General features: G+C 69.9%; 16 protein-coding genes, 1 tRNA gene and 1 riboswitch. Of the genes, 4 read left to right on the top strand and 13 right to left on the bottom strand.

The window, feature by feature from the left end:
- Nucleotides 1-242: 242 nt before the first annotated feature.
- Complete coding sequence (locus tag ACFZDA_RS11340) at nucleotides 243-1,025, top strand: hypothetical protein (RefSeq protein ID WP_391078346.1); 783 nt, start codon at nucleotides 243-245, stop codon at nucleotides 1,023-1,025.
- 31 nt (nucleotides 1,026-1,056) lie between these two features.
- On the opposite strand, the gene ACFZDA_RS11335 is transcribed toward ACFZDA_RS11340, so the two are convergent.
- On the bottom strand, nucleotides 1,057-1,362 hold the full coding sequence (locus ACFZDA_RS11335; protein ID WP_391078342.1) for a hypothetical protein: 306 nt from the start codon (nucleotides 1,360-1,362) through the stop codon (nucleotides 1,057-1,059).
- A 101-nt stretch (nucleotides 1,363-1,463) separates the two neighbouring features.
- Between ACFZDA_RS11335 and ACFZDA_RS11330 the strand changes: the two genes are divergently transcribed.
- Nucleotides 1,464-1,694 (top strand): DUF4287 domain-containing protein, encoded by a 231-nt coding sequence (locus ACFZDA_RS11330; RefSeq protein WP_010034472.1) that lies wholly within the window; start codon nucleotides 1,464-1,466, stop codon nucleotides 1,692-1,694.
- A gap of 62 nt (nucleotides 1,695-1,756) precedes the next feature.
- On the opposite strand, the gene ACFZDA_RS11325 is transcribed toward ACFZDA_RS11330, so the two are convergent.
- The 3 genes from ACFZDA_RS11325 to ACFZDA_RS11315 form a co-directional block, all read right to left on the bottom strand.
- Entirely contained in the window at nucleotides 1,757-2,665 is a 909-nt protein-coding gene (locus tag ACFZDA_RS11325; RefSeq protein ID WP_391078337.1) for a Bax inhibitor-1/YccA family protein, read from the bottom strand.
- A gap of 161 nt (nucleotides 2,666-2,826) precedes the next feature.
- Nucleotides 2,827-4,002 (bottom strand): 4-hydroxybenzoate 3-monooxygenase, encoded by a 1,176-nt coding sequence (locus tag ACFZDA_RS11320; protein ID WP_391078334.1) that lies wholly within the window; start codon nucleotides 4,000-4,002, stop codon nucleotides 2,827-2,829.
- 158 nt (nucleotides 4,003-4,160) lie between these two features.
- A tRNA-Leu gene (locus tag ACFZDA_RS11315) sits at nucleotides 4,161-4,244 on the bottom strand.
- 435 nt (nucleotides 4,245-4,679) lie between these two features.
- Between ACFZDA_RS11315 and ACFZDA_RS11310 the strand changes: the two genes are divergently transcribed.
- The gene (locus tag ACFZDA_RS11310; protein WP_391078331.1) at nucleotides 4,680-5,480 is read left to right on the top strand and encodes an ATP-binding cassette domain-containing protein; all 801 of its coding nucleotides are present in this window, start codon (nucleotides 4,680-4,682) and stop codon (nucleotides 5,478-5,480) included.
- Between the two features lie 39 nt (nucleotides 5,481-5,519).
- Nucleotides 5,520-8,048: an FtsX-like permease family protein gene (locus ACFZDA_RS11305; RefSeq protein ID WP_391078328.1), complete on the top strand. Its 2,529-nt coding sequence runs from the start codon at nucleotides 5,520-5,522 to the stop codon at nucleotides 8,046-8,048.
- 194 nt (nucleotides 8,049-8,242) lie between these two features.
- On the opposite strand, the gene ACFZDA_RS11300 is transcribed toward ACFZDA_RS11305, so the two are convergent.
- The 9 genes from ACFZDA_RS11300 to ACFZDA_RS11260 form a co-directional block, all read right to left on the bottom strand.
- Nucleotides 8,243-9,535 (bottom strand): class I SAM-dependent methyltransferase, encoded by a 1,293-nt coding sequence (locus ACFZDA_RS11300; RefSeq protein ID WP_391078325.1) that lies wholly within the window; start codon nucleotides 9,533-9,535, stop codon nucleotides 8,243-8,245.
- Between the two features lie 215 nt (nucleotides 9,536-9,750).
- Nucleotides 9,751-11,163 (bottom strand): FAD-dependent oxidoreductase, encoded by a 1,413-nt coding sequence (locus ACFZDA_RS11295; protein ID WP_391078322.1) that lies wholly within the window; start codon nucleotides 11,161-11,163, stop codon nucleotides 9,751-9,753.
- A gap of 442 nt (nucleotides 11,164-11,605) precedes the next feature.
- The gene (locus ACFZDA_RS11290) at nucleotides 11,606-12,547 is read right to left on the bottom strand and encodes an exopolyphosphatase (protein ID WP_391078320.1); all 942 of its coding nucleotides are present in this window, start codon (nucleotides 12,545-12,547) and stop codon (nucleotides 11,606-11,608) included.
- Nucleotides 12,544-13,074: a DUF501 domain-containing protein gene (locus ACFZDA_RS11285; RefSeq protein ID WP_391078318.1), complete on the bottom strand. Its 531-nt coding sequence runs from the start codon at nucleotides 13,072-13,074 to the stop codon at nucleotides 12,544-12,546. The genes ACFZDA_RS11290 and ACFZDA_RS11285 overlap by 4 nt, the downstream gene beginning before the upstream one ends.
- A 51-nt stretch (nucleotides 13,075-13,125) precedes the next feature.
- Entirely contained in the window at nucleotides 13,126-13,602 is a 477-nt protein-coding gene (locus ACFZDA_RS11280) for a septum formation initiator family protein (protein WP_391078315.1), read from the bottom strand.
- Nucleotides 13,603-13,704: 102 nt separating this feature from the next.
- Nucleotides 13,705-14,985, bottom strand: a complete 1,281-nt coding sequence (gene eno, locus ACFZDA_RS11275; RefSeq protein ID WP_128092713.1) for a phosphopyruvate hydratase — start codon at nucleotides 14,983-14,985, stop codon at nucleotides 13,705-13,707.
- A 265-nt stretch (nucleotides 14,986-15,250) separates the two neighbouring features.
- The gene (locus ACFZDA_RS11270) at nucleotides 15,251-15,922 is read right to left on the bottom strand and encodes a transglycosylase family protein (RefSeq protein ID WP_391078312.1); all 672 of its coding nucleotides are present in this window, start codon (nucleotides 15,920-15,922) and stop codon (nucleotides 15,251-15,253) included.
- Between the two features lie 4 nt (nucleotides 15,923-15,926).
- A riboswitch (cyclic di-AMP (ydaO/yuaA leader) is annotated at nucleotides 15,927-16,093 on the bottom strand.
- A 228-nt stretch (nucleotides 16,094-16,321) separates the two neighbouring features.
- A complete protein-coding gene (locus tag ACFZDA_RS11265) occupies nucleotides 16,322-17,281 on the bottom strand; it encodes a transglycosylase family protein (RefSeq protein WP_391078309.1) in 960 nt (319 codons plus the stop codon).
- A 152-nt stretch (nucleotides 17,282-17,433) separates the two neighbouring features.
- The gene (locus ACFZDA_RS11260; RefSeq protein ID WP_391078307.1) at nucleotides 17,434-18,708 is read right to left on the bottom strand and encodes a cytochrome P450; all 1,275 of its coding nucleotides are present in this window, start codon (nucleotides 18,706-18,708) and stop codon (nucleotides 17,434-17,436) included.
- Between the last annotated feature and the right edge of the window lies 1 nt (nucleotide 18,709).

The raw sequence follows: 18,709 nt of genomic DNA, 5'->3' as shown, positions 1-18,709 counted from the left end.
GTGAGGTCCTGGCCCAGAACCCCGGAAACTCCGGGGTTCTGGGCTGTTTTGTGATCCAATCTCCCTCAGGATGTGACCTATCTCCCTCTGCACGCAGAGAAGCCCAGGTCACAACAGCCCCACCCCCTCCCCCGACACCGAAGCCCTGTCCGTTTCGTGACGTTACGCACTGACAGCTGGTTAGTCCGCCCTTCAAGCTGATGTAGGAAGTCGGGGGTCGACTTTGAACCGGGAGTACGTCAGTGAGCGCCATGCCGATCGCGTTGCTGGTCACCACGGCCGCCACGGGCGCCGTGGGCGTCGCCGTCCTGCGCACCGTCCTCCAGTTGCGCCGACAGGTCGCGGCCCTGCACACCGCGCTGGCCGAGAGCCGCGCCGCCACCACCCGTGCCCTGCTGCCCGCCGCCCGCACGTCCGCCGACACGGACGAGATACGGGCCGCCGTGGCGGCTGCGCTCGCGGAGGAACGCGAGCGGGAGCTCGCCGAGGCGCGGGCGTTCTGGGCCGCCCAGGAGGCCCGTGACGCCTCCGACGCGCCGCCCCTGCTGGGCCTGCCCGACACCGACCTGTTCCTGCCCCGGCAGGCCGATTTCGCGGGTCTGGAGCCGGTGTCCGAGCCGGGCGCGGACGCCGAGGAGCCGGCCGCGGAGTCCCCGGAGCTGGCCGCTGCCCGCCGCCGCCACCCCTCCCACCCGGACTTCGTGCCGGCGCAGTCGCCGGTGGTGAACGACCACGAGCGCACGGTCGCCACGCTGGAGGAGCTGGCCGCCTCACGCGTGGAACTGACGGACGTCCGCCCGGGCCCGCTGGGCACCCTGGACGTCTACGTCTTCGCCGACGGCACGACGCTGTGCATGACCCCGGGCCACCGGGAGACGGCGGAACACCTGTCCGCGGCTCTGCGCGCAGGCCAGACCCCGATCCTCCTCGGCGGCTCCGGCATCTCGGGCGCGTACACCCTGACGTTCGAATGCGGCGAGGAGAACGTCTACATCCTGGCCGACAGGGTCATAGCGTCCTTTTAGGGGCGCCACCCGCGCCCGCCGACGAAACGGGTCACACCCCCGCCCGCTTCTGCGCCTCCTCGACCAACCTCACCGCGTCGTCGACATCCGCATCACTGGGAATCATCACCGCCAGATCATGCGCGGCAACGGTGATCTGATCTGCGGCCGCAAACATCCCCGCATCCGGCATCTCCCGAGGCTCCAGCCCCTCGAGCACCTGCGCCCTCCGGGCCAACTCCCGGGCCAGCCCGAGAGCCTCAGCGGCAGCGCCCCGCTGCAACCGGCTCTGGGGCGCAGCCCTCAAACGATCGGCGAAGTGATCCACCGCACGGGTCAGAGGCGTCGTATCAACCACGCCGCGAGCGTACGCGTCGCACCGGGACTGTTGCCAACGGGCGAACACTCAGGCACGGTGACCTGAAGGACCGGCTTACATCCCAGCGTCCGGAGGCGCCGATGTCCCAAGTCTTCTCCGAAGAGACCCATCGCAACATGCTCGCCCGCATCCCCCACTGCACCGGTCGTGAGATCTCCGACTGGTTGCGCACCGTCGAGGAAGGCCCGGCACTCTTCCGTTTCGAGGAAAAGGTCAGCTGGCTCCGGCACGAACACAACCTCGCGTACGGCCACGCCAAGGCGATCGTCCACGAGTACGACCTGAGGAGGGCCGCGCGCAAACTGCTCTAGGCGCGCACCACGACGAAGGGCCCCGGCACAGCCGGGGCCCTTCGCGCTGCGACCGCAGGAAATCAGTCGCTGCTGTTGAGGATCGAGATGAGCCTCAGGAACTCCATGTAGATCCACACCAGCGTCAGCGTCAGGCCGAAGGCCGCGAGCCACGCCTCCTCACGCGGGGCGCCGTAGGCGACGCCGTCCTCGACCTGCTTGAAGTCCAGGGCGAGGAAGCACGCGCCGAGGATGATGCCGATGACGCCGAAGACGACACCGAGGGCACCGCTGCGGAAGCCGAGGCCGTCACCGCCGCCGAACACCGCGAACAGCAGGTTCACGGTCATCAGCAGGATGAAGCCGAGCGCGGCCGCCATCACGAAGCCGTAGAAACGGCGGTTGACGCGGATCCAGCCGGCCTTGTAGGCGATCAGCACACCGGCGAAGACCGCCATCGTGCCGATCACGGCCTGCATGGCCGCGCCGTCGGCGATGCGGTTGTCGACGATGTTGGACACGACGCCGAGGAAGACACCCTCGAACGCGGCGTACGTCAGGATCAGCGCGGGCGAGGCCTTGCGCTTGAAGGACTGCACGAACGCCAGGACCATGCCGATCAGCGCGGCGCCGATACCGATGCCGTAGCTACGGCTGATGTTGGCGTCGTCGACCGGCAGCAGCGCCCAGGAGAGCGCCGCGGTGAGGATGAGCACACCGAGCGTGCTCGCCGTGCGCAGGACGACGTCGTCGATGGTCATCCGGCCGCTGGTGGCCGGGGCCTGCGGCGGCGCGCCGTACTGCAGGTCCTGCTGGGCGTAGGGGTTCTGAGCGTACGGGTTCTGCGCGTAGGGGTTGCCCGTCGGCTGTGCGTACGGGTTGCCCTGGGTGGCGACAGCGGGACCCCCGGCCTGCGGCGCGGTGTTGAAGCCCGCGTAGCCGTTGTCGCGGCTGAACCCCCGTCGCGAGAAGACCGGGTTTCTGCTCCTCATTTCACTCCTCCATGGCCAACGCTGCGTGGCCTTGGCTCAAGAGTAATAGGTAGGCAAAGGAATGACCCTAGTGCTTGGGGAGGATCTTTCCCTCGTCGTGGTGCGCAACACGCTACGCTGCATCGTGATTCCCCTCACCGGAGGGGGTCACTCATCAGACCTCACCCGAACGGGAAGCCCGTGTACGCCTCGGCCAGATCGGTGTCGGCGGCGCGGGAGGAGGCGATGCGCTCCAGCCGGGCGAGTTGGAGCCGGTCCTCGAAACCGGTCGCGCCGGGGGCGCGGTGCAGCAGGGTCGTCATGTCGTAGGAGAAGCGCTCGGCCTGCCAGACCCGGCGCAGGCAGGTCTGCGAGTAGGCGTCGAGCAGCTCCGGTGAGCCGGTCTCCTGCCGGTGGGTCAGGGCCCGGGCGAACGTCACGACGTCACCGACGGCGAGGTTCAGCCCCTTGGCGCCGGTGGGCGGCACGATGTGCGCCGCGTCACCCGCGAGGAAGAGGCGGCCGTGGCGCATGGGCTCGTGGACGTAGGAGCGCATGGGCGTGACGGACTTCTGGGTGATCGGGCCGCGCTCCAAGTGCCAGTCGTCGGCGGTCTCGAAGCGGCGCTCCAGCTCGTCCCAGATCTCCTGCTCGCTCCAGGCCTCGGCATCGGTGCCGTCGGGCACCTGGAGGTAGAGGCGGGAGACCGACGGGGAGCGCATGGAGAGGAGGGCGAAGCCGCGGTCGTGGCGGGCGTAGACCAGCTCGTCGTGTGAGGGCGGCACGTCGGCGAGGATGCCGAGCCAGCCGAAGGGGTACGTGCGTTCGAAGACTTGGGTGAGTCCGGCCGGGATCGCCTTGCGGGCCACGCCCCAGAAGCCGTCGCAGCCGAGGACGTACTCGCACTCCAGGACGTCCTCGCGGCCCTCGTGCCGGAAGCGGACGCGCGGGGCGTCGGTGCCGGCGTCCTCCACGGCCAGCGCCTCCGCCTCGAACAGCAGGGGTCCGCCCTCGGCGAGCTGGAGGGCGATGAGGTCCTTGCAGACCTCGGTCTGGGCGTAGACCATCACGGAGCGTCCGCCGGTGAGGGCGGGGAAGTCGACGCGGTGGCGCCTGCGGTCAAACCGCAGTTCGATGCCGTCGTGGCGCAGGCCCTCGCGGTCCATGCGCTGCCCGGCACCGGCCGCGCGCAGCACGTCCGCGGTGCCCTGCTCCAGGATTCCGGCGCGCTGGCGCCGTTCGACGTAGGCGCGATCGCGGCTCTCCAGGACGACCGAGTCGATGCCGGCGTTGTGGAGCAGCCGGGCGAGGAGGAGGCCGGCGGGGCCGGCTCCGATGATGCCGACGGTGGTGCGCATCGGGCGACCCCTTCCCATCCGTTCGCGAATCCGTTCGTGAATGCGTTCGCCTGGTGAAAATTCCTTCACCGTTGTCGGATGTGAGTGTCTGACGGCATGCGACCGCTGTCAACGGGCGTGCCGCGAACTTCTCAATGAACCACACAGCGATCGGAAGGTGCCCGGAGCCGGACTCGAACCGGCACGCCCGCGAAGGGGCAGCGAGGTTTAAGCTCGCCGTGTCTGCATTCCACCATCCGGGCAGGCCATGGGCTCCGCATCGAGGTTCCGAGACTATCGGGACGTGTCCCCCGAACAGCGGAAGGGCGGACCGATGTTGTCTTATTTTATTGACGTCTGAGGGTGCATCAGCACACGGAACGCGCCATCCGCACTTGCCAATAGCCTTGCGTGCGACTGTCGGCGGCGCAGCCGGAATGACGGAATTTCACCGCTCGAACGAGGGCACTCCACCTGTTCTTGACACTTGACCGCTCAGTTCCCCGACATCCGGAACACTCGGTTCCCGACACCCGGCCCCCTCAGGGGCATTCGTCATCCCCAGGTATGACACCGCCCCTCGCGGTCAGACCGCAGTCGGCCCCCGGAACCGGAACAACGGGTGACTACACGGCGGCGTGGGACCCGGACGATGGAACGAGTCCTAGAACACCGTCGTCCGACAGGAGTGCCATCCCGTGACCACCGCACCGCTCACCGACCGGGCCACCACCGTGGCCGCGCGCGCCACGGATCTGTCGAAGATCTACGGACAGGGTGAGACCCAGGTGGTCGCCCTGGACCGGGTCTCCGTCGACTTCCGGCAGGCCGAGTTCACCGCGATCATGGGGCCCTCCGGCTCCGGCAAGTCGACCCTGATGCACTGTGTGGCCGGTCTCGACACCTTCTCCTCCGGGTCGGTGCGCATCGGCGACACCGAGCTCGGCTCCCTGAAGGACAAGCAGTTGACCAAGCTGCGCCGGGACAAGATCGGCTTCATCTTCCAGGCGTTCAACCTGCTGCCGACCCTGACGGCCCTGGAGAACATCACCCTTCCGATGGACATCGCGGGCCGCAAGCCGGACCAGCGGTGGCTGGACTCCGTCATCCGGATGGTCGGCCTGGCGGACCGTCTCGGCCACCGGCCCTCCCAGTTGTCGGGCGGTCAGCAGCAACGCGTCGCCGTGGCGCGGGCGCTGGCCTCCCGGCCCGAGATCATCTTCGGTGACGAGCCCACCGGGAACCTCGACTCGCGCTCGGGCGCCGAGGTGCTGGGCTTCCTGCGCAACTCCGTGCGCGAACTCGGCCAGACGGTGGTGATGGTGACCCACGACCCGGTGGCCGCGGCCTACGCGGACCGGGTGCTCTTCCTCGCGGACGGCAGGGTCGTCGACGAGATGTACGGGCCGACGGCCGAGTCCGTCCTGGACCGCATGCGTGTCCTTCCCGGGGGAAACCCCCAGACCCCCGCGTTCGACGCCAAGGGCCGCACCAGCTGATCCCCCGTCAGGACCGACAGGACTGAGAAGAAGAAACCCATGTTCCGTACCGCCTTGCGCAATGTGCTCGCGCACAAGGCCCGGCTCCTGATGACCGTCCTCGCCGTGATGCTCGGCGTGGCCTTCGTGTCGGGGACCCTGGTCTTCACCAACACCATCTCCGACGCCTTCCAGAAGAGTTCCGCCAAGGGCTTCGACCAGGTCGACGTCGCCATGACGGCGGACTACCAGGAGGCCGAGGGCGACCGGGTGGGCAAGCCCCACGACCTGACCCGGGCCACCCTCGACAAGAGCGAGCGGGTCCCCGGGGCCGCGTCCGCCATCGGGGTCGTGCAGGGCTTCACGGCCATAGCCGACAAGGACGGCGAGCTCATCGGCGAGGGCTTCCAGTCGCAGGGCGGCAACTACTGGGGCGCCAAGGACCCGCGCTATCCCCTGGTGAGCGGGCACGCCCCCAAGGGCCCGGGCGAGATCCTCATCGACTCCGATACGGCGAAGCGCGCCGGTTACCAGGTCGGCGACACCGTACGGATGTCGGTCGACGGGCCGGTCCTGACCCCGAAGATCACCGGCATCTTCACCACCGACGACGGCAACGTCGCGGCCGGCGGCAGCCTCACCCTCTTCGACACGGCGACCGCCCAGAAGCTGTTCGGCAAGGCGGGCGTGTACGACCAGATCGACGTCAAGGCGAAGCCGGGTGTCACGCAGGCCGCGCTGAAGGCGGAGCTGGACAAGGCGCTGCCCGAGGGCACCGTCTCGACCACCACCGGCAAGCAGCTCGCCGACGACCAGGCGGAGAGCATCTCCCGGTCGATGGACGGCATGCGGACGGCCCTGCTGGTCTTCGCCGGCATCGCCCTGTTCGTCGGCACGTTCATCATCGCCAACACCTTCACCATGCTGGTCGCCCAGCGCACCAGGGAGCTGGCGCTGATGCGGGCGGTGGGCGCCTCCCGCCGGCAGGTGACGCGGTCGGTGCTCGTCGAGGCGTTCGTCGTCGGCGCGGTCGCCGCCGTGACCGGGCTCGTCGCGGGCATCGGCATCGGAGCCGGACTGCGCTCCCTGATGGGGACGTTCGGCGGGACCGTGCCCGACGGGCCGCTGGTCGTCAAGCCCACCACGATCGTCGCCGCGCTCGCGGTCGGCACCCTGGTGACGATGCTGGCGGCGTGGCTGCCGGGCCGCCGGGCCGCGAAGATCCCGCCGGTGGCGGCCATGAACAGCGTGCACGCCAAGGCCACGACCAAGTCGCTGGTGCTGCGCAACACGCTGGGCGCCCTGGTCTCGGCCGCCGGCGTCGCGGTGGTCCTCGTGGCCACGGGCATGGACGGTTCGGACGGCCAGGTGCCGATGGGCCTCGGCGCGGTGCTGCTGATCATCGGCGTGTTCATCCTGACCCCGCTGCTGTCCCGCCCGCTGATCGCCGCCGCCGCACCGGTGCTGCGCGTCTTCGGGGTCTCCGGCAAGCTGGCCCGGCAGAACTCGGTGCGCAATCCGCGCCGTACGGCCGCCACCGCCTCCGCTCTGATGATCGGCCTGACCCTGATCACCGGCATGACGGTGATGGCGGGCAGCCTCCAGCAGGCCATCGAGAAGATGGCGTCGGCGTCGATCAAGGCGGACTACGTGGTGTCCATGGCGAACGGCAACGCGCTGTCGCCGGACGTCGAGAAGAAGCTGGAACGGACCGACGGCGTCACCGCCACCAGCCCGATGCTCAACGCCGCCTCCCGGATCGACGGCCGCACCGAGTACCTGACCGGTGTCGACGGCGCCGCGATCGGCGAGCTGGCCGGCCCGGAGGTCGACACCGGTTCCTTCAAGGTCGGCGGCAGCGACGTCGTCGTGGACAGCGAGACCGCCAAGACCTACGGCTGGAAGGCCGGTTCCGCCTTCACCGCCGCCTTCGAGGACGGCAAGAAGCAGAAACTGACGGTCGCCGGGACCTACGAGAGCAACGACTTCCTGAGCGGCATCCTGCTCGACGAGAAGGTCCTCGCCCCGCACGAGTCGGACCCGTACAACATGAAAGTCATGGTGAAGACCGCCGGCGGCACGTCGGGCGCGACCCAGGACAAGCTGGAGAAGGCCCTCGGCACCAACCCGGCCGTCAAGGTGCAGGACAAGCAGGACATCTCCAACGAGATCGCGCAGATGTTCACGCTGATGCTGAACATGGTCTACGGCCTGCTCGCCATGGCGGTGATCGTGGCGGTCCTCGGTGTCGTCAACACCCTGGCCATGTCGGTCTTCGAACGCTCCCAGGAGATCGGCATGCTCCGGGCGATCGGCCTGGACCGCAAGGGCATCAAGCGGATGGTCCGTCTGGAGTCCCTGGTGATCTCCCTGTTCGGCGCGGTGCTGGGCATCGGCCTGGGCGTGTTCTTCGGCTGGGCGGCCGGTGAACTGCTGGCCACGAAGCTGGCGACCTACGAACTGATCCTGCCCTGGGCCCGGATGGGGATCTTCCTGCTGCTGGCCGCGACGGTGGGCGTCCTCGCCGCGCTGTGGCCGGCCCGGCGCGCGGCCCGGCTGAACATGCTGGAGGCGATCAAGGCGGAGTAGCACCGGACACACGAGGGCCCCTTTCCCACGGCGGAAAAGGGGCCCTCGGCGTCTCGGCTCCGGGTGCGGGCGGGACTCCGACGCACGCGGCCACGCTGGCCGGTCGCCGGGCGGCACGGCCCGGACTCCCCTCTCCCCGGCCACCAGGCCGAACGGCCCCGGTCCCCGCAGGGGAGAACCGGGGCCCCGCGCGTTCAGTTCCAGGTGCGGGCGCGCAGTGGCATGCCCGACGTCCCGGACTCGGGGGTGCGGACGGCCAGGACCTGGTTGACGCCGATGCGGTTGCGTTCGAAGGCGAGCGCGGAGGCGGCCATGTACAGGCGCCAGACGCGGGCCCGGCCCGGGCTGGTGAGCTGGACGGCACGCTGCCAGCCGGCCTCCAGGCGGGCGACCCACTGACGCAGGGTGAGGGCGTAGTGCTCGCGGATCGACTCGACGTCGCGCACCTCGAACCCGGCGCGCTCCAGCATGGCGACGGTCATGCCGACGGGCTGGAGCTCACCGTCGGGGAAGACATAGGAGTCGATGAAGGCGTCGATGTTGTACGCCGTCTCGTCGCGCTGCGGGCGGCGGGCGATCTGGTGGTTGAGGAGCCGCCCGCCGGGCTTGAGCAGCGCGTGCAGGTCGCCGGCGTACTCCAGGTACCGCTCGGCGCCGACGTGTTCGGCCATGCCGATGGAGGAGATCGCGTCATAGGGCCCGTCGCGCACGTCGCGGTAGTCCTGGACGCGGATCTCGACCTTGTCGGTGAGACCCTCGTCGGCGACGCGCTTGCGGGCGTACGCGGCCTGCTCCTGGGAGAGGGTCACGCCGACGACTCTCACGCCGTACTCCCGGGCGGCGTGGACGGCCATGGAGCCCCAGCCGCAGCCGACGTCCAGCAGCCGCTGACCGGCGCTCAGGCCGAGCTTGCGGCAGACCAGTTCGAGCTTGTCGTGCTGCGCCTGTTCGAGGGTGCTGCCGGGGCTCGGCCAGTAGGCGCACGAGTACACCATGGACGGGCCGAGGACGATCTCGTAGAAGTCGTTGCCGACGTCGTAGTGGTGGCTGATGGCGCGTCTGTCGCTGCGCTTGGTGTGCAGGTGACGGCGCGGCCTGCGGGTCTCCTCGCGGGGCGGGGCGGGCGGCAGCGGGGGCCCGGCGAGCTTGACGAGCCCGCGTACGGCGGTGCGGACCTCGGGGTCGCGCAGGGCCTGGGCGAGGGTGCGGGCGTCCTCGCCGCGCTCCCAGATGTGACCGGCCAGCAGGTCGAGGGTCGTGTAGAGGTCGCCCTCGATGTCGAGATCGCCCGCCACCCAGGCCCGGGCCAGGCCGAGTTCGCCCGGCTTCCACAGCAGGCGGCGCAGAGCGCGGCGGTTGCGTACGACCAGGATCGGCGCGTCCGGCGGACCCGCCTGCGAACCGTCCCAGGCGCGGATGCGCACGGGGAGCGGTGCTCCCAGCAACTGTGAGAAGAGGCCCTGGAGCCGCGGCGCGGCGTCTGCCATGGTGTACACCTCCGTGACGGGGAATCCCGGAATGCCCGACACCACGTAAACACCTGCGGGGCCTTCGCGCCTTCCCCGGCGCGTCACGTCTGCGCAAAACCACCACGCCGAAGGAACGGGAACGCCGAAGGACCTCCCGCACCACGGATGGCGGGAGGTCCTTCGGCGGAGGTCTTTCGGCGGAGTCCCTCGTCAGGCGGGCGGCCGACCGGAGGTCAGGAGGCCTTGGCCTTCTCCTCGGTCTTCTGCTTGGCCTTGGCCTCGGACTTCTCCTTCGGCGCGGCGGCGACCGGGGCCGGCTTGGCGGCCTCGTAGAACTCCTCGCGCGGCGTCTCGATCGCGCCGAGCGAGACGACCTCGCGCTTGAGGAACATGCCGAGCGTCCAGTCGGCGAAGACGCGGATCTTGCGGTTCCAGGTCGGCATCGCCATGCCGTGGTAGCCACGGTGCATGTACCAGGCGAGACGGCCCTTGAGCTTGATCTTCATCTTGCCCATGACGATCATCGCCACGCCCTTGTGGAGGCCGAGACCGGCCACCGCGCCCTTGTTGGCGTGGGAGTAGTCCTTCTGCGGGAAGCCCCGCATGCCGGACAGCACGTTGTCGCCGAGGACGCGGGCCTGCCGCAGCGCGTGCTGCGCGTTCGGCGGGCACCAGGCGTTCTCGTTGCCCGCCTTGCGGCCGACGAGGTCCGGGACCTGGGCGTTGTCGCCCGCGGCCCAGATGTAGTCGGTGCCCTTGACCTGGAGGGTGGTCTCGCAGTCGACGTGGCCGCGGGGCCCGAGGGGCAGGCCGTAGCGGGACAGGACCGGGTTCGGCTTGACGCCGGCGGTCCAGACGATCGTGTTGGAGTCGACCTCGAGGCCGTTCTTCAGCACCACGTGGCCGTCGACGCAGGAGTCCATGGAGGTGGACAGGTAGACCTCGACACCGCGGCTCTCGAGGTGCTCCTTGCCGTACGTGCCGAGCTTGGGACCGACCTCGGGGAGGATCTTGTCGGCGGCGTCGACCAGGATGAAGCGCATGTCCTCACGGGACACGTTCTTGTAGTACTTCGCCGCGTCCCGGGCCAGGTCCTCGACCTCGCCGATGGTCTCCGCACCGGCGAATCCGCCGCCCACGAAGACGAAGGTGAGCGCCTTGCGGCGGATCTCCTCGTCGGTGGTGGAGTCGGCCTTGTCGAGCTGCTCGAGGACGTGGTTGCGCAGGCCGATGGCCTCCTCGATGCCCTTCATGCCGATGCCCTGCTCGGCGAGGCCGGGGATCGGGAAGGTGCGGGAGACCGCGCCGAGCGCGACGACCAGGTAGTCGAAGGGCAGCTCGTACGCCTCGCCCACGAGCGGGGCGATGGTGGCGACCTTGCGGTCCTGGTCGATGGTGGTGACCCGGCCGGTGAGGACCTCCGCCTTCGGCAGCACGCGTCGCAGCGGGACGACGACGTGGCGCGGGGAGATGTTGCCGGCGGCGGCTTCGGGGAGGAAGGGCTGGTAGGTCATGTACGACCGGGGGTCGACGACCGTGACGGTCGCCTCTCCGTAACGCATCTTCTTGAGGATGCGCCGAGCTGCGTACAGGCCTACGTACCCACCGCCTACTACGAGGATCCTGGGACGCTCCGTGGTGCTCATGCCATCGAGTATCCACCCGCCTCAGGGGGGTGGCTCGTGCGCCCCTTCACAAGCTCCTTCAGGGGGTGTGTTATCCTCCGCGACCCCCGTGATCCATGTCATGGTGACAACCCGGATCGATTGTGCAGTGCGGATCGTTGTCAATGCCGCGTGAGCTGCCTCTCTGGCCCGCCGACCCCCCTGTGAGCCCTCCGCCGGACCCTCTTCCGCGCACCTGCCCCGGGGCACCCATACCATGCTTCTGAACACGTTCAAAGGCCCCTTGGGCCCCCAGAAGGGTCAACGTGACCCTTCTCGTCGCCCTGGAGTGCCGAATTCCTTGTGAAGAACTTCACGAACTTTTCCGGAGGGCTGCTCCCGGGGGCCTCGCGCGAGCCCCCGGGAGGCGCTCAAACGTGATCCATGCCTGCTCAGAAGCGGCCTGCTGCCTGTCCGAGGCGACCTAGGCGACGGACCACGCGATGCCGTCGAGGATGTCGTGCTCGCTGACGACGACCTCCTGCGCGCCGGTCCGCTCCATGATCGACAGCAGGACGAGGGACCCCGCCCCGATCACGTCGACCCGGCCGGGGTGCATCGAGGGCACGGCCGCGCGCTCGGCGTGGGTGGAGCGCAGCAGCCACTCGGTGATCTCGCGGACCCGGTCGTGGGAGACACGGGAGTGGTGGATGGCGGCCGAGTCGTACGCGGGCAGTTCCTGGGCGATCGCCGACACGGTCGTCACGGACCCGGCCAGGCCCACCAGCGTGCGGGCCTCGCGCAGCGGGACCGTCTCCTCGGCGAGGTCGAGGGCGGCCTCGATGTCCGCCCGCATGGCCGCGATCTGCTCCGTCGAGGGCGGCTCGGTCACCACCCCGTCCCGGACCAGGTGCCGCTCGGTCATGCGGACACAGCCGATGTCCACCGAGCGTGCCGCGCGGACCCGGTCGTCGCCGACGACGAACTCGGTCGAGCCGCCGCCGATGTCCACGACGAGGTAGGGCTTCGGCAGGTGGTCGCGCCCGGCGAGCTCCTTGGTGGCGCCGGTGAAGGAGAACTCGGCCTCCTGGTCCCCGGAGATCACCTCGGGCTCGACGCCCAGGATGTCCAGCACGCCGCGCACGAACTCGTCCCTGTTCTCGGCGTCCCGGGAGGCGGAGGTCGCCACGAACCGCAGCCGCTCCGCCCCGTGCTCCTTGATGATCCCGGCGTACTCGCGGCAGGCCGCGAAGGTCCGCTGGAGCGCCTCGGGGGCGAGCCGGCCGGTGCGGTCGACGCCCTGCCCCAGCCGCACGATCGTCATCCGGCGGTCCAGATCGACCAGCTCGCCGGTGCCCGGGTCGGCGTCGGCGACCAGGAGCCGGATGGAGTTCGTACCGCAGTCCACGGCGGCGACACGGGTCACTGGGCGTCCTCCTCGACGGTCGTCACACAGGCGCCCTTGCGCCACCACTCGGGCAGCATGGCCAGCGCCTCGTCGCCCAGCGGGTTCACGCCCGGCCCCGCGGCCAGCGCGTGCGCCACCAGCACGTGCAGGCACTTCACCCGGTCCGGCATGCCGCCCGCGCTGGGGAAGTTCTTCAGCTCCTCGATCTCGTCACGGCGCCGGATGTAGTCCTCGTGCGCCGCCCGGTACGCCGCCGCCAGCTCCGGGTCCGCGGCCAGCCGCTCGGTCATCTCCTTCATCACGCCGTTCGCCTCCAGCGTGCCGATCGCCGAGTTCGCCTTCGGGCACGTCAGGTAGTACAGCGTGGGGAACGGAGTCCCGTCCGGCAGCCGCGGGGCCGTCTCGACGACGTCGGGCTGTCCGCACGGGCACCGGTGCGCGATCGCGCGCAGGCCGCGCGGGGGCCGGCCGAGCTGCTGCTTGAAGGCCTCGACGTCCGTGTCGGTGGGCTCGGTGCGCGGGGTGGTCGGCGGGGGCGTTTCCATGACTGTGTTCAGGCTGTCTTTCTGGGTTCAGGTCACTGGCTGGGTGTCGGGTCACTGGTCGGAGGCGTCGGCCTTGTCGACCCCGTCCCAGACGTTCGAGTACCAGGGGCGGTCGGCCGCCCCGAGGTCGGCGTGCGACTGCTTCGCCGCGTGCGGGTCGACGACGATGAACCCCGTCTCCCCCGGCATGACGTAGTGCAACCGCTTCCGGATCTGCTGCTCCGCGTACGCGTCGTCCTGCCAGCGCGCCTTCTGGTCGCGCAGCCGTTCGACACGCTGGCGGGCCTGCTGCTGTTCGCGCTGGAGGTCGTCGATCTCGGCGCGCTGCGAGACGTACTCCCGCATCGGGTAGGCCAGGGCCACGATCAGCGAGCACATCACCAGGGCGAGCAGCGCGGCCCGGCCGGTCAGCCGGGAGCGGCGGGCCTGGCGCTTGGTCTGGGAGCGGTAGACCCGGGCCGCGGTCTGCTCGCCGAGCAGCCGGATCCTGGTCGCGGTGGAGAACCGGTCCCGGTCCTTCACGGCCATCTGTCCGCCTCCCGCTCCGCCGTCATACGCGCGTACGTCCCCGGACACGGTACGGGACCGAGTACGGGGACGTACGTACGACGCTGCTACTTACGGGCCGGGTCAGCCCTTGAAGCGCGGGAAGGCGCTGCGGCCGGCGTACACCGCCGCGTCGTCGAGGATCTCCTCGATGCGCAGCAGCTGGTTGTACTTGGCGACGCGCTCGGAGCGGGCCGGGGCGCCGGTCTTGATCTGACCGCAGTTGGTGGCGACGGCCAGGTCCGCGATGGTGACGTCCTCGGTCTCGCCGGAGCGGTGGGACATCATGCACTTGAAGCCGTTGCGCTGGGCCAGCTCGACGGCGTCGAGGGTCTCGGTCAGCGAGCCGATCTGGTTGACCTTGACCAGGAGCGCGTTGGCCGCGCCCTCCTCGATGCCGCGGGCCAGGCGCTCGGGGTTGGTGACGAACAGGTCGTCGCCGACGAGCTGGACCTTGTCACCGAGCTTGGCGGTGATGGTCTTCCAGCCCTCCCAGTCGTCCTCGAACAGCGGGTCCTCGATGGAGACGAGCGGGTACGCGTCGACGAGCTCCGCGTAGTACTCGGTCATCTCGGCGGCCGAGCGCTCCTTGCCCTCGAAGGTGTAGACGCCGTCCTTGTAGAACTCGGACGCGGCGACGTCGAGCGCCAGGGCGATCTGCTCGCCGGGGGTGTAGCCGGCCTCGTTGATCGCCTCCAGGATGAGGTCGAGGGCCTCGCGGTTGGAGCCGAGGTTCGGGGCGAAGCCGCCCTCGTCGCCGAGGCCGGTGGCCAGGCCCTTCGACTTCAGGACCTTCTTCAGCGTGTGGTAGACCTCGGCGCCCCAGCGCAGGGCCTCGGAGAAGGACTCCGCGCCGATCGGCGCGATCATGAACTCCTGGATGTCCACGTTGGAGTCGGCGTGCGAGCCGCCGTTCAGGATGTTCATCATCGGCACCGGCAGCAGGTGCGCGTTCGGACCGCCCAGGTAGCGGAAGAGCGGCAGGTCGCTGGCCTCGGAGGCGGCGTGGGCGACGGCGAGGGAGACGCCGAGGATGGCGTTGGCGCCGAGGGAGCCCTTGTTGTCGGTGGCGTCCAGGTCGAACATGGCCTGGTCGATCAGGCGCTGCTCGGTGGCGTCGTAGCCGACGAGCTCCGGGCCGATCTGCTCGATGACCGCGAGGACGGCCTTCTCCACACCCTTGCCGAGGTAGCGGTTCGAGTCGCCGTCGCGCAGCTCGATGGCCTCGAAGGCGCCCGTGGAGGCGCCGGACGGGACGGCGGCACGGCCGGTGCTGCCGTCGTCGAGGCCGACCTCGACCTCGACCGTGGGGTTGCCTCGGGAGTCCAGGATTTCCCGGGCTACGACGACGTCGATGGACGGCACGAGCATCTCCTTCTTCATGTGACGCGGGTACGCGGGCCGCGGGGACCCGGCGAGGCGCGGGCCGCGGTGGCTCGCGACATGAGCCTAACCGGCTCCGGGCGATCGGCCACCGGGTCGCCCACCCCATGGACAGAACCGAGAGTAAATTGTTTCCGAACGGAACAAAGCCGGTTCGCAAAGACCGGCAGAAAAAACCCCGCCCCGGTGCGCACGGGGGATGACGCACCGGGGCGGGGAGCCCGTGGGGACGGGGGTGGGCCGCTGCTTACTTCAGGTGCAGCTGCTGGCCCGGGTAGATCAGGTTGGCGTCCGTGATGATGTCCTTGTTCAGCTCGAACAGCTTCTCCCAGCCGCCCTCGACCTTCTGCTCGGTCGCGATGGAGCTGAGGGTGTCACCCTTGACGACCTTGTACTCGCCGTCGCCCTTCTTGACCTTCTTGCCGGTCGGGGTGGTGACGGTCTTCTGGGTCTGGGCCGGGCGCTCATCGGAGCGGGAGGCCGGCTGCTGCTCGCTCTGGCGGGTCTCGGTGGAGCCGCCGCCCTGCGCGGAGCCGCCGCTGTAGCCGGCGCTCGACAGGCCCTTGCCGCAGACCGGCCAGGCACCCTTGCCCTGGCTCGCGAGGACCTTCTCGGCGACCTGGATCTGCTGGTCCTTGCTCGCCTGGTCGGCGGTGGAGGCGTACTGGGTGCCGCCGTACGCGGCCCAGGTGGAGGCGGAGAACTGCAGACCGCCGTAGTAGCCGTTGCCGGTGTTGATGGACCAGTTGCCGCCGGACTCGCACTGGGCGACGGCGTCCCACTCGGAGGCGGTGGCGGCGGAGGCGCTGCCGGACGCCATCAGCGGGGCGGCGACGGCGGCACCGGTGACACCGGCGATGGCGATGACCCGAGAGGCCTTGGACGGACGGCGGTGCGTGCCCTTGCCGGAAAACAGCATGGAGAGATCCCCTCACCGACGCCTGCGAGGTGAGCTGTCGGGTTCGGGCCGGTTGAGTTGCCCGGCCGCGTCCCTCCCGGGACACGGCTTCACCCCAAGCCCTTCCGGCACAACCGGCCGGTCGGGCACTTACCTTGGGTCCCCCGCTCCTGCCTGCGGCGCTTGACGCGACGACTGTTCCCGTGCGGCCGCTGGCAGGATTCGGCGTTGCGGCAGCCGGGGCTCGCGGTGGCGAGCGGTCATGACCGTAGACACGCGATCCGCGGAATTCCAAAGACGATCAGGGCTTCTGAGATCTATCTCTCACCGCACCGATAAGGGACATCAGACGCAAACGGTGACATGAACTCGCGCGGTTTCGGGGTGACTTCCGCCGCCGTTTCCGGACTGCCCCACCGGCTACTTCTCGTCCGCTTCGACCCCTACGGTGAGCTTCTGACCGGGGCGGATGAGGTCCGGGTCGGTGCCGACGGCCGTCTCGTTCCCGGCGTAGAGGGCGTGCCATCCGCCGCTGAGGTCAAGAGAGTTCGCGATGGACCAGAGGCTGTCGCCGGGGCGAACGGTGTAGGAGCCGTCCGTCGCCTCCCGGGAGGCCCCGCCGTCGCGCGAGGCGTGCCGTCCGGCGGACCCGGACGTACGGCCGTCCTCGGCCGCGGTGCCCTCATCGGCGCTGGGGCCGCGGTGACGGCCGGCGGTGGTGTCGGGTTCGGGTCCGGCTTCGGGTTCGGCGGGTGCCGAAGAGTCGTCGCCCTGACGGGAGTTGTCGGGCTGGTCACTCTCGGGGGCAGGCGACTGGTCCCGCGTCGAGGCATCGGCGGAATCGGATGAATTGTCGGACTTGGCGGTTTCGTCCTCCGAGGTCGACTGCCTGTCGGAGGACGACTCGGAGGAGTCGAGCAGTCCGGGCGAGTCCGTCGGATCGGAGGAGTCGGAGGAGTCGGAGGAGTCGGAGGAACCGGACGAGTCGGACGTGTCCGAGTCCTTGTCCTGCTCCAGGCCGGAGAGCAGCCCGCAGGTGCGCCAGGCGCCGACACCCTGGTCGGCGAGGATTCTCTCGGCCACGGCGATCTGCTGGGAGCGGCTGGCCAGGTCGGCACTCGGGGCGTAGTCGAGACCGCCGTGGTTCTCCCAGTCCTCCTGGGACAACTGGAGGCCGCCGAAGTATCCGTTGCCGCTGTTCTGGCTCCACGCGCCGCCGGTCTCGCAGTCCGCGACCCGGTCCCAGGTCGTACCGTCGGCCGCGCTGGCACCGGAGGCCCCGAGGAGCGGGATCGCGATGGCGGAGCCGGTTACCCCGGCCGCGACGAGGAGAGCCGGAGCCTGGCGGGGGCGACGGTGCCGACCGTTCCCGGAGAGCATACGGAGACCTTTCGCGAGACAGCAGTGACCGGCGCGGCGGAGGGTGCCTGGGCCGCGCTGATGATGGGTGAACGTATCGGCAGTCGATCACTTGTCACAAGTTCATGCCGCGCAGATCACGTGAAGATCACAGTCATGACGGCGTGTCATGTTTAGGCCGGTGAGAACTCCACCGGCAGCGTGCGCAGCCCGCGCATGATGAGACCGCCGCGCCATCTCAGCTCGGCCGGGTCCGCCGCGAGCCGCAGGTCCGGGAGGCGGGTGAGGAGCGCGGCGAGCGCGGTCTGGCCCTCCAGGCGGGCGAGCGGGGCGCCGAGACAGTAGTGGATGCCGTGGCCATAGCCGAGGTGCTGGTTGTCACGGCGGGCGAGATCGAGCGCGTCCGGATCGGCGAACCGCTCCGGATCCCGGTCCGCGGCGGCCAGGACGACGAGGACCGGGTCGCCGGGCGCGATGTGCTGCCCGCCGAGCGTCAGCGGCTGGGTGGCGAACCGCCAAGTGGCGAGTTCGACGGGGCCGTCGTAACGCAGCAGCTCCTCGACGCCGGTCTCCAGCAGGCCGCTCTCCCCGGCGGCGAGGGACGCCTGGAGGCGCGCGCGCTGCCCGGGGTGGGTGAGCAGGGCGTAGGTGCCGTTGCCGATCAGGTTCACGGTCGTTTCGAACCCGGCGAACAGCAGGATGAAGGCCATGGCCGCGGCCTCGTTCTCGGTGAGGTGCTCACCGTGGTCGGAGGCGCGGATCAGCCCGGAGATGAGGTCCTCGCCGGGGGCGGGCTCGGTGGGCAGCGCCTCCCGCTTGCGGTGGATGAGGTCGGCGAGATAGCCGCGCATCTTCTTCACGGACCGCGCCACGCCGCCCCGGGGCCCGCCCTGGTGACGGATCATCATCCCCGCCCAGTCGCGGAAGTCGTCCTGGTCCTCGCGGGGGACACCGAGCAGGTCGCAGATGGCGTAGATGGGGAGCGGGAACGCGAACTCGTGGATGAGGTCGGCGGACCCCTTCCGCGCGAAGCCGTCGATCAGGGTGTCGGTGAGCTCCCGCACCCGCGGCGCGAACTCGGCGACCCGGCGGGGCGTGAACGCCTTGGACACGAGCCGCCGCAGCCGGGTGTGGTCCGGCGGGTCGATGTTGAGCAGATGCGTCATCAGCTCGGCCTTGCGCTCCCCGGGGATCCCGGTCTTGCCCTTGGCGTGCGCGGGCTCGTCGTGATGCGCCGGGTTCTTGGAGAGCCGGGGGTCGGCGAGCGTCTGCTTGGCATCGGCGTACCGCGTGACCAGCCAGGCCTCCACGCCGCTGGGCAGCTTGGTGCGGTGCACCGGGGCGTGCTCGCGCAGCCAGGCGTAGGCGGGGTAGGGGTTGCTCGCGAACTCCCAGGTGAAGAGGTCGGGAGCGGCGGGCGGGGTGCTGGGCTGGGGCTGGTCGGTCACT

The sequence above is a fragment of the Streptomyces sp. NPDC007991 genome (genome assembly GCF_042958445.1).
GTDB lineage: Bacteria > Actinomycetota > Actinomycetes > Streptomycetales > Streptomycetaceae > Streptomyces.
Note: the sequence above shows the minus strand (reverse complement) of the source record. Positions and strands in the feature narration are given on the sequence as shown.

Excerpts from the sequence above, each read along its gene's own strand:
- ACFZDA_RS11320 (WP_391078334.1), bottom strand. The coding sequence starts at position 4,002 with ATGCGCACCACCGTCGGCATCATCGGAGCCGGCCCCGCCGGCCTCCTC.
- ACFZDA_RS11265 (WP_391078309.1), bottom strand. The coding sequence starts at position 17,281 with ATGCTCTCCGGGAACGGTCGGCACCGTCGCCCCCGCCAGGCTCCGGCT.
- ACFZDA_RS11305 (WP_391078328.1), top strand. The coding sequence starts at position 5,520 with ATGTTCCGTACCGCCTTGCGCAATGTGCTCGCGCACAAGGCCCGGCTC.
- ACFZDA_RS11285 (WP_391078318.1), bottom strand. The coding sequence starts at position 13,074 with ATGGAAACGCCCCCGCCGACCACCCCGCGCACCGAGCCCACCGACACG.
- ACFZDA_RS11300 (WP_391078325.1), bottom strand. The coding sequence starts at position 9,535 with ATGGCAGACGCCGCGCCGCGGCTCCAGGGCCTCTTCTCACAGTTGCTG.
- ACFZDA_RS11330 (WP_010034472.1), top strand. The coding sequence starts at position 1,464 with ATGTCCCAAGTCTTCTCCGAAGAGACCCATCGCAACATGCTCGCCCGC.
- ACFZDA_RS11280 (WP_391078315.1), bottom strand. The coding sequence starts at position 13,602 with ATGGCCGTGAAGGACCGGGACCGGTTCTCCACCGCGACCAGGATCCGG.
- ACFZDA_RS11325 (WP_391078337.1), bottom strand. The coding sequence starts at position 2,665 with ATGAGGAGCAGAAACCCGGTCTTCTCGCGACGGGGGTTCAGCCGCGAC.
- ACFZDA_RS11270 (WP_391078312.1), bottom strand. The coding sequence starts at position 15,922 with ATGCTGTTTTCCGGCAAGGGCACGCACCGCCGTCCGTCCAAGGCCTCT.
- ACFZDA_RS11295 (WP_391078322.1), bottom strand. The coding sequence starts at position 11,163 with ATGAGCACCACGGAGCGTCCCAGGATCCTCGTAGTAGGCGGTGGGTAC.